Raw genomic sequence first — 16,193 nt, forward strand, 5'->3', positions numbered from 1 at the left:
CTTGCACGGCAAGGCCGTGCCACCCGGGCAGGGCGGCAAAACGGCAGAAATTTTTTTTGGGGGGGTTAGACGCCGACCAGATTCAGGATGCAGGCGATTGCGCGTCGCGCAGCATTCCGGTCTGCGGGTGACAGTTGATGTACTCGAACACCTGGCTCTTGGCGTCCGACACCGACACTTCGTGGTACAGCCGCAATTTCTTCAGGCCCGCCGCGACACGGAAGAAGGTCACGAAAATTCGCAGATGGGTGGGGTGGGATTCCGCCCAGCGTTCGAGCTTCTCGATCGAGCGCCAGTGACCGATGTTGTAGCTCACGTCGAGGAAGTTGCCGTCCAGGTCGATATTGCGCACGAAGCGGTTGCTGTAGCAGCCCAGGGGTTGGCCGTTGTCACGCAGGAAGTCCATGCCGTCCTGCAGGGTCGGCCGGATCTCGTCGAGGTACAGTGAACGTTCTTCAGCCTCGGCGTCCGCCCAGTCCTGGCCTGAGCGAATCAAGGCGAGGTTGTCATGCCCCATGATCACCACCCGGCCACCCTTGGCGGGATCACCCGCGACCACTTGCAGCTCGCTGGTGGGCATCATCCAGTCTGTCTGGGAGATCGGGAAGCGGTCGCGCATCGAGCCCCAGTAGCCGTGTTCTTCGATTTCACCACTGGTCGTATCCATTACCGCGCCGACGCCGGGCAGGTTGTCCTGGAAGGCATACAGGGTCTCAAACTGCTCGGCGCGCGGGGCGCTGATTTCACGGAAATAGCCAAGGCCATCACTCAGCCGATCCGACGAAGCCCACCAGTCATTCACCTCCGGTGAACGCAACCAGCGACAGTGGGCCGCCGGGTCTTTCCAATACCCGACGACAATCAGATTGTCGAAGCCGCTGTTGTCGGTGTGGTGGGTCAAGTCGTGGTTCTGCGGGCCATTGGCCAGGCTGAAACTGCCGACGATATGACGCATCGCCTGCAACGCGGCCTCGCGCTGTGCATCGCCTTGATACTGCACGCCGAAGTACCCCATCACTACTTGTTGCAGTTGCTCGTCAGCGCGTGCCACCCACATCGGAAACGGCGGCTGATACTCATCGGGCACGCGGCGGGACAGGGTGCGTGGGCATTTGAGATGTTTGTCGATTGCAGATTCCATCTTGAGCTCCTCGTTTTTTTTTCAGGCAAGCGGTTTGGATTCACGCTTCGGCGGCGGGGTGCGCTTGGCGACCTGCCGTCGATGCAGCAGCTTCATGGCTCCCCATTCAATCAACCAGTAAGCCGACTCCTCAGGCACGAGATCGCGCATGTGCAGAAGCCAGGATGAGTCAGGCAATTGTTTTGAATATTGTCGGTCCATGGGAGGCCTCATCAGCAGGGGGATGAGCTGCTGTGAGGTGAAAATTAGGCTGGACGGCGATAGGCCGCTTTGTTCGTCAGGACAACCGTTTGGTTGTAAAAGACAACGCCGACACACGCGGCGCGGCCATGATCGGCATTGGTGCACCCACGCCGAATACGTCAGGCACTCTGCCTCTAAGTGGGGATTTTGAGGTGTTCTCGCGTCACGTTGGCCGGGCGAAAACCTCGATGGCAGTCACTTCGCAGAGCCCTTCAGGATCGGCATGAATGCGCTTGGCCTGTTAATTGCTGCGATAAAGCCGTTAGAACTTCTCGCGCTCTTACTGCAAGGTTGTACTGAGGTCCGTGGCATGAACCCAAGCACTCAATATTCGACCCTCGCTGTCGCGGCCCCGCGCCGCTTTGATTATTGGAAGGAAGTGGTCTGCCGCCATTGCCTGGCGGCCGATAGCAAACCTTTGTCCCAGAGCAGTTTTGATGGCTCGCTTGCAGTCAATACCGTGGGTGATCTGGACATTTGTTCGCTGTCTGCACCCCTGCATTACTGGGAACGCTCCGAGCAGCATCTGCGCAGTGGTCCTTCCGAAGATTTATGGTTGGGGTTCTCTCGAAATGGCCACGGCCAGATTGAACAAGGCGGCAGAAAAGCCAACCTGGCGGCGGGCAATTTGTTTCTTTATGACGCAACTCAGGCGTTTCGATTCAGCTTCGGTGGCACTGAAAACCACCTGGTGCGCATTCCGCGAGCCTTGCTCGTCGAACGCCTGCCACGTATCGCCGATTACACCGCGATGGTTCTCGACGAGCGGCGTCCGGGAGTCATTCCATTGCGTGAAATGTTGCGTCAGGCCGCGAGTGCGCCGGCATCGTTGCAGGATGAGGCCATCTCGAACCGTTACTCCAGCGCTTTGCTCGACCTCCTTGTCATCAGCCTGGAACTCCAGGACTTGAAGATCAGTCACGATGAGCTGGATCTCTACGGCCGCATCATGAAGTACATTCAACGGCACTTGACCGAGCCGGACTTGTCGATTGAAGTCATCGCGCAGGCCCACAATGTGTCCACCCGCACCGTCACCCGAGCCTTCGCCCGCTACCAGAAGACCCCCGTGGCAGAAATTTGGAAAGAGCGCCTGAATGCCAGCCGTGAAGCGATCGAGCGCGGTCAGGTGCGCAGTGTGTCCCAGGCGGCGCTGGACTTCGGGTTTTCTGACTTCTCCCATTTCAGCCATGCGTTTCGCAAAGCATTTGGCGTTGCGCCCAATACCCTGTTGCATCGAAATTGAGTGATGCCCCGAAGGACAGTGCCCTTGCGCTTGAACGCTCTTCTGTGAAAGCGCAGGGCGTTTCCTGCGGGGCGTTCTGTTTGGACCGGGGGACATGGTGGACACATGTTCGGAGACATAGTGGACAGTTAACGAAGCCGTTTACCTGATATTACGGATCGGGCGTTCATCTCAATTTGTGCAACGCGATGCCTACCCAGTAGACATCGTGCTTGCCGTCCTCCAAGGTCCTGCGCAAGCCCACACGCTCACCGGTAAACGCCCGGGCCCAGCTTGAGCTCCTACCCTCACCAGTTGAGCTCCCCGTTGGCTTGCACTGTTCGCACTTCGTCATCATCGCCGTACTCCAGTTCCGCCGGTACCTCCTGATAGCACAGCTCGCTTTGCCGGTACCGGGAGGCAGGAACGTTAAAATCCGGAGCTTGGTGTGGACGTTGGTGATTATAGATTTCCCGCGATTGGTCTGTTACGGTCGACGTATATCTAATACTTTCAATCATGTTCAGACCACTTTGCACGTCAACCACGCCCCCCAGAAAAGGCTGCTGAAGAAACGGGTAGCGTCTCCAAATCCGGCGTCATGCAAGAGTTTTTGAACCGCCGCCTCGGAATGTGGAGGATCAGCGCCTTGAAGGATTTTCCCAAGCTTGACCTTCACTTCATCCGGGCTGGCTCCATGCTGCCGCCACCGCTGCCCCCAAGCCGCAAGCAGTAGCGGCTGGCTGGCATAAGCGTATTGATTCCCCGCGACTATCAGCGGCGCCCCCGGTTTTAGATGAGCCCGAATGGATCGTAAAATTTGTCGCTTGGTTTCATCTCCATCGAGATGATGGAGTACCCCGATCAAGGTCGCTGCGTCGTATGACTCGTCTGCTGCCAGGTCTTCAACATGCCCAAGATGCATGGCCGTTCTTTCAAGCAAGTTGTTTGCCTCTAATTGCTGCTTTGCAGCCTCCAACATCGGCTCGGACGGATCAACGGCCGTGAAGCGCCAACCCGGCTCAAGCTTGGCCATAGCAACAATTTCCTGCGCCGTACCGCCAGCGCCAACTACAAGTATTTTTGCCGAACGTGCAGTGCCCAGGCTTGCCGCCAGCATGCACGCCGCCAAGTCTTGGCAGGCGTCATATCCTGCTAGCGCAATACGGCTCTGTCGTCCGTACTCATTGGCTCGTGAGGTATCAAATTTTTCTGAGTTGAGAGGGGATGATTTCAAGGCGGTTCTCCATGTCCTGAAATCAAGCTACGCCAGACACAGCAATAATAAAAATTCATTAATTTTATGTGGAGCATTCCTGAAGGGAATGCATACCTCAAAAAATTGCATCGTCGGATCAAGTCCAATGGCTGTTACCCATGTTTTGACTATTCGAGCGTATTGCCTGATGGAGAGATGATCCGGGTCATCCACAGCGATCGGCAGTGCGCGTGGGTCGGGCGCAAGTCAAGGGGGGGGAGGGACGCTTTGGTCTGGTCGTGCGGCGTTGGGAAGGTATGTATGATGACGCATCTATTGTTACCGATGGTCCCCATCCGCCGCTCAGAACCGCCCCGACGAGGCTATTGCAGCGGTGCACTTGTATTAAGGGGTCTATTTTATGGCCTACATGTCGTCCAAGCTCAGTGGTCAGTCGCCCGAAGTGTTTCACTTGGAGACTAGCGACACCAGTGGCTACGCCGTGGATTGGCACGCCCATGACTGTCATATGCTGCTGTTACCACGCCAGGGTGGGCTATTCCTGTCGACCGAAAGCAGCCAGACTTCTCACGTTTCGCCCCAGTTGTTTTCCTTTGTGCCGGCAGACTTTGCACACGCAACCCAAGCGGCTCCGGGGCGGGAGAAACATATGACCTTGTATGTCGATCCCTCTTACATCAAACATCAAGGACAGATGAACGGTTACAGCGGTTTCGCCAAACAGGTAAATCGATCGGGGATCTGGCAAGGAACAGAGACGCTGGAAAGTATCTTGCGCCTGTACGACCAACTGCAAGGCAGTGCATCTGCGGAGGCCTTTCAGCGCCAATTACCCCATCTCAATCATCTGCTCTTCGAGGAGTGCGCGCGGGTTATCGCTTGTCAGCAGACTCAGCCGCAGCCGAGTGAACATCAGCAGCAGGCGACGCTGGTTCGCGACATACAGCGCTACATTCAGGAGAATCTGGAAACAGATTTGGATATTGAGTCGATTGGGCATGAGTTCCACCTGTCACGGCGTCACCTTACTCGTATCTTCAAAGACATTACGGGCGAAACCCTGCTGGATTTCACCAACCGCACCCGAGTGGAAACGGCCGCCCGGCTTGTTTCATGCACTTCACTATCGATCCTCGAAGTCAGCCTCGCGGTAGGCCTGGACTCCCCCTCATACCTTGCTCGACTGTTCAAGCGCCACCTGGGTCTAACCCCAAGCGGGCTACGCAAACCCCGCTAACGATCTGGCCCAAACGGGCGCATGGACGGCCCGATCAAGCGCTTTCGCCAAAATGATGCTGGCCACAATAGACCTCGTCTCCAACATTGAGAGGTCACAATGAACGACGTGGACGTTGTAGAAGTCTTCAAGTCCAGCCAGGGAGGCGACAAACGGGTATCCATCGCAATCGGTGCCGCCGGGCTGGGCGCTGAGCCGATCATGACGATGGCATGCGCCAATCTGCGACTCATAGCGACCAATAACGGGCCGGGCAGACTGAGTTATTGGCAGGAGCGAAAAGCAAAAGAAGTCATGATGGAAAACCTTGATTGCGGCATTCAGGTTTCGGCCGTAGCCAAGGAGTGTTCCTTGTCACGAAGTCACTTCTCCCGAGCTTTCAAGAATGCTACGGGCCACTCCCCACGTGATTGGCTTCAGCTTGCAAGATTAACCCGAGCGAAAGAATTCCTTGAGCAAACTGATTTTTCTATTTCTCAAGTGGGGTTGGAGTGCGGGTTTGCTGATCAAGCCCATTTCACCCGAATGTTCTCCAGTAAATTCAATATGCCCCCAGGAAAGTGGCGGACACAAAAAAAGTCCCAGCTGTAGGGGTGGATCCCCCCTGGAGAATCCATCAAGGCCACCACACCCGTCCGATTGTCAGTTGGACGGGTGTGGTGGGGGCTGCCATTGATAGCAGGCACTCCTTGTTGGTTTTCGGTCCGCTATTTTTGATGGCTTGAGCAGGTAAAGTCCGAAGGGTCGAACCGATCGGTCGTGTCCATCCGGATACTGCGCAGGCTCACCGTTTCCAGGTGTGACGCGTATAAAGGCTCCGAAAAATAGCTGATCAGGATGGAGCGTCGGCGTGCGCCGATCGAGTTCAGACTGCCCGCATGCACTAAATCGGCATCAAACACCAGGATGTCACCCGCGGAGCCTGAAAGCTGCACGGACCGGGACTCGTCATTGAAGTCGTATGGCGGCGCTTCCTGGTCAGGGCGATGGCTGCCGGGAACGATACGTGTTGCGCCGTTCTCGGGGCCATAATCGTCGAAGTAAGCAATAGCGTTCACAATGTCGCCTGGCCGTTGGACCGACAAGTCGCGGTGCAGCTGCTGATGACCGCCACCTGCAAGGGGCTCGCGACCCTCCACCTGCGAGAGGAAAAACCGCTCTCCGATCAGCTCACCCACCACCGTCAGCAGCTCCGGCAGACGACACACCGCCTGAATCTTCGAATCAGAATCCAGCAGCGAATGGCGCCAATCCATGCCACGCGGCACTGGCCATTGGTCCGCCGGCTTCACGCCCGCATCGAACACGGCACGAAGGTCACCCAGCCACTCGGCCGGGATCGCTCCACGGAGCAGCGCAAAGCCATCTCGATGGAGTTGTTCGCGGTCAGTCATGGATTCCTCTATTCCCTTGCCACCAACGCATCAAAAATCCTGCAGTTGCACGCGCAACTGATGGACATCATAGAAGAACAAAGTGGACAGCCTGTTCTTCGCGCTCGTTCAGATCTGTTCCAGCAACCAGGTACGGAACGCGATAAGCGATGGCAGCATTTCGTTACGCGGCGGGTAGGTCAGGTAGTAGCTGCGCTGGCTGGCGAACGGCTGGTCGAGGCTGATCAGCTCTGCGTTGGCCAACTCGTCGGCCACTAGAATACGTGGCACCAAACCGATGCCGATGCCAGCCCTGACGGCCTGGATCAAGTGCGAGGTGAGTTCGAAACTCGGCCCCAGCCGCATCATTCGATGGGGCAGGGCGTGGTGGCTGAACCACTCGCCCCAGACGTTAGCGTTGTTTGCGACGTTGAGCAGTGTCTGTGCGCCAATGCGCTCCGGCGTCCAGGCGTCGTGGAGCTCGGCCGCTTCTGGAGAAATGATCACCATCAGTTCTTCGGTGTGCAGGCGATGGCTGATCAGGCCCGGCAAATCGGCATTGCCGACGACGATCGCGGCATCGATACCGCTGGTTTCGAAGTCGATGGCGTCGATCCGGGAATTGATGTGCACCAGCATGCCGGGATGGGTTTTGTAGAAGTCATGAAGGCGCGGCAATAACCACTTCGAGCCGAAAGTCGGCAAGGTGGCCAGGCGCAAGGTGCCGCTGCCGGATTGATAAGCCATGGCTTGCAGCGTGGCGCTGCGGATGCGTCCGAGGGCTTCGCTCATTTCCCGCTGGTAGAGACGACCGACATCGGTCAACTGCACTTGCCGGCCTTCACGGCGAAACAGCGTCAGGCCCAGTTGCTGTTCCAGCGCCTGGACTTGCCGGCTCACGGCGCTTTGGGTCAGTGACAGTTCCATCGCGGCGCGGGTGTAGCTTTCATGGCGGGCGGCGGCCTCAAAGGCCAGCAGCAACGACATCGAGGGCGTGAGGTGACGGTAATTCATTCGTAAAAGTCATCGATAGCGGCAGGATTATCCGTTTGTCCGGCGCCAGAGCCTACAGGATCATTGGCGTAGCCGACGACCTGAGGCTGACCCATTAATGCTCAGGCGACAAGTGTTTTGATTTTTTCCCATGATTAGACCGACAAGAGAACAGCCTGCGATGATCGCTCAGTTGCCCACCGTTGCACTTGCGGCAGACTACCCGGAATTTCTTCAGGCCCTGCGCGCCATCGGCTTTCGTGGCCAGCTCAGCGCCGACTACGCCACTCGCACCGTGCTGGCGACCGATAACTCGATTTACCAGCGCCTGCCGCAAGCGGCGGTGTTCCCCATGGACGCGGACGACATCGCACGCATCGCGACCTTGATGGCCGAACCACGCTTTCGCCAGATCAAGCTGACCCCGCGAGGCGGCGGCACCGGCACCAACGGCCAGTCATTGACCGATGGCATCGTGGTCGACTTGTCGCGGCACATGAACACCATCCTGGAAATCAACGTCGCCGAGCGTTGGGTGCGGGTGCAGGCGGGCGTGGTCAAGGACCAGCTGAATGCCGCGCTCAAACCCCATGGGCTGTTCTTCGCCCCGGAGCTGTCGACGTCCAACCGCGCCACCGTCGGCGGCATGATCAACACCGACGCCAGCGGCCAGGGGAGTTGCACCTATGGCAAGACCCGCGATCACGTGCTGGAACTGCACAGTGTGCTGCTCGGTGGCGAGCGCCTGCACAGCCGGCCTCTGTCCGACGCGGAGTTGGAAGTGGCATGCACGCAATCCGGCCGCATCGGCGAGGTGTACCGGACGGCGCGGCACATTCAGGAAACCCAGGCCGACCTGATCGAGTCGGTGTTCCCGAAACTCAACCGCTGCCTGACCGGTTACGACCTGGCGCACCTGCGCGACGAGCACGGGCGTTTCAACCTCAACAGTGTGCTGTGCGGTGCGGAAGGTTCGTTGGGCTACATCGTCGAAGCCAAGCTCAACGTGCTGCCGATTCCCAAGTATTCGGTGTTGGTGAACGTGCGCTACAGCAGCTTCATGGATGCGTTGCGCGACGCTAATGCGTTATTGGCGCACAAGCCGTTGTCCATCGAAACCGTGGACTCCAAAGTGTTGATGCTGGCGATGAAAGACATTGTCTGGCACAGCGTCGCCGAGTACTTCCCGACGGACGCCGGGCGCGCGACGCTGGGCATCAACCTGGTGGAGTTCAGCGGGGAAGACCTGGCGGACGTAAATGCTCGCGTGGCGTCGTTCGTGGAGCATCTGCAGGCCGACACGACGATTGAGCGACTGGGCCACACCCTGGCCGAGGGGGCCGAAGCCGTGACCCGCGTATACACCATGCGCAAACGCTCGGTCGGGCTGCTGGGTAACGTTGACGGCGAGGTTCGCCCGCAGCCTTTCGTCGAAGACACCGCCGTGCCGCCGGAGAAACTGGCTGACTACATCGCTGAGTTCCGCGCCTTGCTGGATAGCCATGGCCTGGCCTATGGCATGTTCGGTCACGTCGATGCCGGTGTGTTGCATGTACGTCCGGCGCTGGATATGAAAGATCCGGCGCAGGCCGCTCTGGTCAAGCCGATTTCCGATGCCGTCGCCGAGCTGACCCGGCGTTATGGGGGGCTGCTGTGGGGTGAGCACGGCAAAGGATTGCGTTCGGAATATGTCCCCGAGTTTTTTGGCGAGCTGTACCCGGCGCTGCAATCGCTCAAGGGCGCGTTCGACCCGCACAATCAGCTCAATCCCGGCAAAATCTGCACTCCGCCGGACGCCGCCCAAGGCTTGCTCAAGGTCAACGAAGTCACGCTGCGTGGTGACCTGGACCGGCAAATCGACGAGCGCGTGTGGCAAAGCTTCGGCTCCGCCGTGCACTGCAACGGTAATGGCGCCTGCTACAACTACGATCCCAACGATGCGATGTGCCCGTCGTGGAAAGCCACCCGTGAACGCCAGCATTCGCCAAAGGGCAGGGCTTCATTGATTCGCGAGTGGTTGCGTCTGCAAGGCGCGGCCAATATCGATGTACTGCAAGCGGCCCGAGGCAAATTGTCGTGGCTGAGCGGGTTGCCAGCTCGGTTGCGCAACAACCTGGCGCGCTCGCGCGGCGAGGCGGATTTCTCCCATGAGGTCTACGACGCGATGGCGGGGTGTCTGGCCTGTAAATCCTGTGCGGGACAATGCCCGGTCAAGGTCAACGTGCCGGAATTCCGTTCGCGATTTCTGGAGCTGTACCACGGTCGTTATCAACGCCCGCTGCGCGACTATTTGATCGGCTCGCTGGAGTTCACCCTGCCTTACATGGCCTACGCGCCAGGTGTGTACAACGCGGTGATGAGCTCGAAATGGGTGAGCCGTCTGCTTGAGCGACAGGTCGGTATGCTCGACAGTCCGTTGATCAATCGCCATAACCTGCAGGCCACGCTGACCCGCTGCAAGGTCGCTGTCGCCAGTGTGCCAGCCTTGCGCGAGCTCACTGTCGCGCAACGCGAGCGCAGCGTGGTGCTGGTGCAGGACGCCTTCACCCGGTACTTCGAAACCCCGTTGCTGGCGAGCTTCATCCAGTTGGCGCATCAGCTGGGTTATCGGGTGTTTCTGGCGCCCTATAGCGCCAACGGCAAGCCTTTGCATGTGCAGGGTTTCCTAGGTGCCTTCGCCAAGGCGGCGATCCGCAACGCCCATCAGCTCAAGGCGCTCGCCGACTGTGGAGTGCCGCTGGTGGGGCTGGACCCGGCGATGACCCTGGTCTACCGCCAGGAATATCAGAAAGTACCGGGGCTCAACGATTGCCCAAAGGTCCTGCTACCCCAGGAATGGCTCTGCGATGCGTTGCCGGAAAATCCGCATCCGGCGACTGATACATTCCGCTTGTTGGCGCACTGCACCGAGAAAACCAATGTCCCGGCCAGCACTTCGCAATGGGAAACCGTTTTTGCCCGGCTCGGGCTCAAGCTGACGACTGAGGCGACCGGCTGCTGCGGCATGTCTGGAACCTACGGTCATGAAGCCCGGAACCAGGACACCTCGCGGACCATTTTCGAGCAGTCATGGGCCGGCAAGCTGGACAAAAAGGGTGAGGCGCTGGCGACGGGATACTCCTGCCGCAGTCAGGTGAAGCGCTTCGCCAACACGCAATTGCGCCATCCACTGGAGGTTGTGCTAGAGCGCATTGTTCAGCCAGTTCGCTGATGCAAACGCTGCGGCTGATTGCACGCAGCATCAGTTCCTTGGCGCGGCGCTCCTGCCCGTCGGACGAGGCGCCCACGGGCGCGCCAAGGTGCATTGATGGTCTGGATTCACCTGTCAGGAGTGAGCCGGGTAATCCACGTATCCACGCTGATCGCCACCGAAGAAGGTGCTCGGATCCGGCGCATTGAGCGACAACCCGTCGCGAATTCGCCGTGGCAGATCAGGGTTGGCCAGAAACGGTCTGCCGAACGCGATGATGTCCGCGCGGCCGTCGATCAAGGCCTGTTCCGCTGTCTCGGGGTCGTAGCCACCGGCGATCATCAGCACGCCGTCCCACGCTGCACGCAGTTGGCCGATGATTGCATCCCAGCGCGGATCGAAGTTCTCGTCCTTGACGGTGCCAACGACGGCAGGCTCGACGAGGTGCAGGTAGGCCAGATTCCACTGGTTCAACGAACGCACGATGTGGCCGAACGTAGCTTGCGGCGTCTCATCGCCCATGCCCATGAAGCGTCCCATCGGCGTGAGGCGTACGCCCACGCGCTGCGCACCGACTTCGTCGACGACGGCCGCAACCACTTCCAATAACAGGCGCGCACGGTTTTCCAGGCTGCCGCCGTAGCTATCCTTGCGCTGGTTACTGTTGCTGTTGATGAACTGATCCAACAGATAGCCGTTGCCGGCATGAATTTCCACGCCATCCATCCCGGCGTTCAGCGCATTGCGCGCGGCCCGGCGGTAGTCGTTGATGATGTCAGCGATCTCTGAGGTTTCCAGTGCCCGCGGAACCGGCACATCGCCCCACACACCGTTGCCATCCGCGTCGACGATGAACGTCTTGCCCGGCACGGGTAATGCGCTCGGGGCCACCGGGAGGGCGTTGTCGGGCTGAAAGCTTGGGTGCGACACGCGGCCCACGTGCCAGAGTTGCATGAAGATCAAACCGCCGGCCTCGTGCACCTGGCTGCTGACTTCGCGCCAGGCCTGTACCTGCTCATCGCTGTAGATGCCCGGGGTCCAGGCATAGCCCTGGCCCTGTCGGGAGATTTGCGTCGCCTCGGTGATGATCAATGCGGCACTCGCACGCTGACGGTAATACTCGGCGTTCATGGCCGTAGGGACATCGCCCGGTTGCCCGGCACGAGAGCGGGTCAGCGGCGCCATCGCCACTCGGTGCGGGAGTGTGTATGGCCCCAATGCGATGGGTTGGAACAGTTGCTGCGTCATAGAGTTTCTCCAGATTTCGAAAAGAGGGAGCAGGGCGGCGATGGACGTTTGGCCAGGCACCGTATGGCCGTAAGTTAATCCGCTGCATGCCGCTTGATAATCCGCATCAGCCTCTACGCTGCATTGCGTGAAACGCAACGCTGCGCAGGGTCAGGACGGTTGCTCCGAGCGGGTCAAAGGAAGGTTCAGCCAGCGTCGGCCGGTAGCGTTCGCCACGGCATTGCCGAGGGCGGCGGCCATCGGTCCCTGGACGATTTCGGCGGCGCCGAGAAACGGCTGTCCCGGCTGGTCGAGCAGGTGCACGTCGACCTTTTTCGGCACCTGCGAAAAGCGCAGGATCGGGTAGCCACTCCAGTCGTAACTGCGTATGCCCCCGGCGTCATAGGCGACTTTTTCATACAGCGTCCAACTGGTGGACTGCACGATCCCGCCTTCCACCTGGTTGCGCAGGCCATCGGGATTGACGATTTGCCCGACGTCTACCGCCGTGACGACGTGATCGACCTGCACCTCGCCGGTCTGCGGATGTACGCGCAAGCGCACCGCGATCGCGCAATAGCCCATGATGTTTTTGTAGCGGGCAAACGCGAAGCCGATGCCCGCGCCAGGTTCGCTGCTTTTTTGCGACCAGCCGATGGCGTCGCGCACGCGCTCCACCACGGCCCGCGCCCGGGGATCCGCCAGATGGGCAAGGCGCAAGGCCACCGGATCGCTCCCGGCCCTGGCGGCAAGCTCATCGATGCACGCCTCGATTGCGAAGATGTTGATGTGCGCGCCCAGCGAGCGCATGGCAGAGGTGCGAAACGGCATCTCAGTGACGAAGTTCATGTTGATGCGCGTGGATGCCAGCGTGTACAGCGGCACGGCATTGCGATCGCCGTCGCCTTCAGGTTGAGCGATGGGCACCGAAGGCGCGGAGGTGAACGGTCGGGCCAGCAGTCGCGCCGGCAGCAACCGGCCCGCGTTGACGATGCGTTCGTTATGCGGCGTGGTCCACAGTTCATAGTTCCAGTCCTGCAGTCGACCTTGCGCATCAAGATTGGCCTGCACTTCAGTCACCATCGCCGAGCTGTAGGGTTCCCAGAGATTTTCCTGCTCGCGCATCCACTGCACTCGCACCGGCGTGCCCGGTATTCGCATGGCAATCAACGCCGCGTCGGCCGCTGCATCGTCTGCGCCGTTGTGGCCGTAACAACCGGACCCTTCGGTGTGGATACAGCGAACGCGCTCGGGCGGTAGCCGCACCATTTCGGCGATCCCGGCGCGCAGCGGATACACGCCTTGGGTGTGGGTCCAGACGGTGAGGGTGCCGTCCTTGAACCAGGCCACGGCGCAGGACGGGCCGATGGATCCGTGCATCAGGTATTGCTTGGTCACGCGCGCTCGATAGCTCTTGTCGGTCGCCACCTGTGGGGTGCCCTCATGGCTGATCGGGTAGCGGCGTGAAGGCAGGCGCTCGAGCAATGTGTGGATGTCCCGTGACTCGGGTATCGCTTGTCCACCGCTCCAGCGCGCCGATTCATATCCGCTGCGCATGGCCTTGATCGCTTGCCATTCATCACGCGCCACCACGGCAAGGTAATTGCCGTCGCGAATCACCTGCACAACCCCGGACAACGTTTTCATCGACTCCGCGTCGAAGGCCTCCAGCGTGCAGCCGGGACGAGGAGGGCGAATGACCCGAGCGTGCAGCATGCCCGGCAGACGAATGTCCTGAACAAATGCAGGACCGCCGCTGACTTTTGCCGGAATATCCAGCCGTTGCAGCGAATGCCCGATCAGCTTGAAGCCCGTCGCGGGCATTGCCGGCGATTCGGACTTGGCATAGAGGTGCAGATCGACGTTTTCGACGGCGTCAGCGTAGGACATTCGTTGTCCGGCAGGGCCGTGAATGACGCCTTCCTGCGTCGTCAACAGTGGCGGTGCCACCTCCCAGCTGCGCCCGGCCGACTGCAGCAATAACTCACGCACCTGCGCCGCCGCGTTGAACAGCGCGGTGCCGCTGTCGAAAATGCTATGGCTGCCAGCGGTGTAGCCTTCGTTGGGCGTCAGGGCAGTGTCGGCCGTCAGCAGGTTGATCGCCGTCGGCGAAACCTCCAGACGTTCGGCGGCAATTTGCAGCAAGGCTGTTTTGACGCCAGTGCCCAATTCGACCTTGCCGGTGTAGACGGTGATGCCTTCAGGGCCCACGCGGATCCACGCATCGAGGTAGGGATTGGTGCGCAGGCTGCCGGGCAGATCAGGTGCCAACACCACCGTGCCGAGTGTATCCACTTCGGTGTCGGCCCATGCACGACGCGCTGCCGGCACCAGGGTAAACGCCACCAGCAAGGCACCCCCACGCAAGAAAGCCCGGCGACTGTGGTCGACTTTTTTCTCCATCGTCATGTCGCACTCCCGTTTTGCCCGGCCATCAGGCTGATTGCCTCGATAATCCGCAGGTGGGTGCCGCAACGACACAGGTTGCCTGCCATGTGCTCGCGAATGGTCTGCTCGTCCGGGTGCGGATTGCTCTCCAGCAATGACTGCGCGCGCATCAGCATGCCGGCGATGCAGTAGCCGCATTGGGCCGCCTGTTTGTCGATAAAGGCTTTTTGCAAAGGGCCGGGATGTTCGGCAGAACCGAGGCTTTCAACCGTTCGAACCTTCTTGCCCTCAAGGCCCGCGCAGGGCGTCACACAAGAAAAGACCGGCTTGTCGTCGACGATGACCGTACAGGCGCCGCACTGCCCCAAACCACACCCGTATTTGGCGCCGTTCAGCCCCAGATGATTACGCAGCGCATAGAGCAGCGGCATGTCAGGTTCCAGCTCCAATGCATGGGCCGAGCCGTTGACGTTGAGCGTGACTTGGGTCATTTCGTCTCCTGACGGATCGCTTCAATAGTGGAAGAAAGCTCTGTCCAGGGTTGGTCAGGCCTGGCTTGCTGGCGCAGGTATGACGCCAGGGCGATGAGTTGAACGTTGTCCAGGCTGGCGGCAAACGGCGGCATGACCGGTCCGGGCACGCCCGGCATTGCCGGCACGCCTTCGAGCACGGTTTTCAGGAAGTTGCGTGCGCTTGGGGCTTGCAGTGCCGAGGTGCGATTCAGCGCCGGACGCCCGTCGATCTCGCGCATCGGCGCCGCAGGGGCATGACAACCGGCGCAGGCACTGGCGAACAGCAGGGCGCCGCTGGTCTGGTCCAAGGTCTCAACGTTCCCGGCGCCGGGTTGGATTTCGGTGATCGCAGCCCTGGTTTGCAGGCTCAGCAAATACTCGGCAATCGCCTCGGCGTCACTGACCGGCAAGCGAGCCAGACTGAGGCTGACCGGGCGCATCGGGCCCGCGGCTGTGCCGTGCCCGTCCACCACTTCTGCCCGCAGATAGTGGACCAACTGCTCAGTGCTGCACGGGTTTGTGCGACGGGCCATGCCGAGCAGCGAAGGCGCCTCCCAGCCATCTACCTCTCCGCCCGCGAGGCTTTCGCCGGACTTCTCGGCACCGATCAGGTTCAACGGTGAATGGCAGCCCGCACAGTGGCCGGGGCCTTCAACCAGATAACGTCCGCGATTCCACGCTTCAGATTGCTGCGCCACCGGCGTCAGCGGCTTTGCATGCAGGAACAGCAGATTCCAGAACGACACCAGCGGCCGGATGTTCATCGGGAAATTCATGCGGTTTTGCATGGCCGGTGAGTTCACGGCAGGACTGCTCATCAAGTACGCATACGCGTCGGCAATGTCGCCTTCGCTCATGCGCCGGTAGTGCACGTACGGGAAGGCGGGGTACAGGAAGTGGCCGTCGCGGGAGATCCCTTCACGCATCGCCCGCTCGAACGCCGGCAGTGACCATTGGCCGATACCGGTCTGCGGATCAGGTGTGATGTTGGTGCTATAGAGCGTGCCGAACGGCGTCACCAGCGGCAGCCCGCCTGCCATGTATTGACCGCCCGGACGCGTATGGCACACCGCACAATCGCCTGCTTCGACCACCCGCGCACCGCGCTGCAATTGCGCGGCATCGAACGTTCGCGGGCGCTCAATCGGTGCTATCGCCGGGCGCCATATCAGCATCGCTGCGCCGATTGCACCTATCGAAGCGAGGACGGCCGCGCTGATCCAGAGGGGGCTGGATCTCAGGAAATTGCCCTTCATGAGGGTTTGCAACGCGAGAGGCGCGCAATGCGCATCGATGAGGGATTCGGGATCATGAACAGCTCCTTGAGCATCCGGGGGAAGGGCGCTGATGGAGAGCCCTGCGCCAAGTGCCCAAGGTTAGAGAAAGCGCAAGCGCCGGAGTATTGCCACGTCGCGCAATAGCGCTTTGCGCCAACGGCAACGCCG

At 60.1% G+C, this 16,193-nt stretch carries 13 protein-coding genes; 4 read left to right on the forward strand and 9 right to left on the reverse strand.

Annotation, left to right across the window (positions count from 1 at the left end):
- Positions 1–82 precede the first annotated feature (82 nt).
- The gene (oxdA, locus tag PGR6_RS13540) at positions 83–1,141 is read right to left on the reverse strand and encodes an aliphatic aldoxime dehydratase (protein ID WP_064617669.1); all 1,059 of its coding nucleotides are present in this window, start codon (positions 1,139–1,141) and stop codon (positions 83–85) included.
- A 21-nt stretch (positions 1,142–1,162) separates the two neighbouring features.
- Complete coding sequence (locus tag PGR6_RS13545) at positions 1,163–1,342, reverse strand: hypothetical protein (protein ID WP_018929039.1); 180 nt, start codon at positions 1,340–1,342, stop codon at positions 1,163–1,165.
- A 352-nt stretch (positions 1,343–1,694) separates the two neighbouring features.
- Here PGR6_RS13545 and PGR6_RS13550 point away from each other — a divergent pair, with 352 nt between their 5' ends.
- The gene (locus PGR6_RS13550; protein ID WP_018929040.1) at positions 1,695–2,630 is read left to right on the forward strand and encodes a helix-turn-helix domain-containing protein; all 936 of its coding nucleotides are present in this window, start codon (positions 1,695–1,697) and stop codon (positions 2,628–2,630) included.
- Between the two features lie 502 nt (positions 2,631–3,132).
- Here PGR6_RS13550 and PGR6_RS13555 read toward each other — a convergent pair.
- Entirely contained in the window at positions 3,133–3,846 is a 714-nt protein-coding gene (locus tag PGR6_RS13555) for a class I SAM-dependent methyltransferase (protein ID WP_064617671.1), read from the reverse strand.
- A gap of 382 nt (positions 3,847–4,228) precedes the next feature.
- On the opposite strand from PGR6_RS13555, the gene PGR6_RS13560 reads away from it, so the two are divergent.
- A complete protein-coding gene (locus tag PGR6_RS13560; protein WP_064617673.1) occupies positions 4,229–5,065 on the forward strand; it encodes an AraC family transcriptional regulator in 837 nt (278 codons plus the stop codon).
- 99 nt (positions 5,066–5,164) lie between these two features.
- Entirely contained in the window at positions 5,165–5,656 is a 492-nt protein-coding gene (locus PGR6_RS13565; protein ID WP_064617675.1) for a helix-turn-helix domain-containing protein, read from the forward strand.
- A gap of 116 nt (positions 5,657–5,772) precedes the next feature.
- Here PGR6_RS13565 and PGR6_RS13570 read toward each other — a convergent pair whose 3' ends face one another.
- Together PGR6_RS13570 and PGR6_RS13575 are read right to left on the reverse strand one after the other, a co-directional pair.
- A complete protein-coding gene (locus tag PGR6_RS13570) occupies positions 5,773–6,459 on the reverse strand; it encodes a phytanoyl-CoA dioxygenase family protein (protein WP_064617676.1) in 687 nt (228 codons plus the stop codon).
- 108 nt (positions 6,460–6,567) lie between these two features.
- Entirely contained in the window at positions 6,568–7,452 is an 885-nt protein-coding gene (locus PGR6_RS13575) for a LysR substrate-binding domain-containing protein (RefSeq protein WP_026286638.1), read from the reverse strand.
- Between the two features lie 160 nt (positions 7,453–7,612).
- Between PGR6_RS13575 and ydiJ the strand changes: the two genes are divergently transcribed.
- Entirely contained in the window at positions 7,613–10,642 is a 3,030-nt protein-coding gene (ydiJ, locus tag PGR6_RS13580) for a D-2-hydroxyglutarate dehydrogenase YdiJ (protein WP_064617679.1), read from the forward strand.
- Positions 10,643–10,756: 114 nt separating this feature from the next.
- Here ydiJ and PGR6_RS13585 read toward each other — a convergent pair whose 3' ends face one another.
- The 4 genes from PGR6_RS13585 to PGR6_RS13600 all read right to left on the reverse strand — a co-directional run bounded on the left by PGR6_RS13585 (position 10,757) and on the right by PGR6_RS13600 (position 15,923).
- Complete coding sequence (locus PGR6_RS13585) at positions 10,757–11,869, reverse strand: alkene reductase (protein ID WP_018929048.1); 1,113 nt, start codon at positions 11,867–11,869, stop codon at positions 10,757–10,759.
- A gap of 150 nt (positions 11,870–12,019) precedes the next feature.
- A complete protein-coding gene (locus PGR6_RS13590) occupies positions 12,020–14,257 on the reverse strand; it encodes a xanthine dehydrogenase family protein molybdopterin-binding subunit (protein WP_064617681.1) in 2,238 nt (745 codons plus the stop codon).
- A complete protein-coding gene (locus tag PGR6_RS13595; RefSeq protein ID WP_064617683.1) occupies positions 14,254–14,727 on the reverse strand; it encodes a (2Fe-2S)-binding protein in 474 nt (157 codons plus the stop codon). The genes PGR6_RS13590 and PGR6_RS13595 overlap by 4 nt, the downstream gene beginning before the upstream one ends.
- Positions 14,724–15,923 (reverse strand): c-type cytochrome, encoded by a 1,200-nt coding sequence (locus tag PGR6_RS13600; RefSeq protein ID WP_237229618.1) that lies wholly within the window; start codon positions 15,921–15,923, stop codon positions 14,724–14,726. The genes PGR6_RS13595 and PGR6_RS13600 overlap by 4 nt, the downstream gene beginning before the upstream one ends.
- Between the last annotated feature and the right edge of the window lie 270 nt (positions 15,924–16,193).

The organism is Pseudomonas sp. GR 6-02 (assembly GCF_001655615.1).
In the GTDB taxonomy this organism is placed as follows: Bacteria; Pseudomonadota; Gammaproteobacteria; order Pseudomonadales; family Pseudomonadaceae; genus Aquipseudomonas.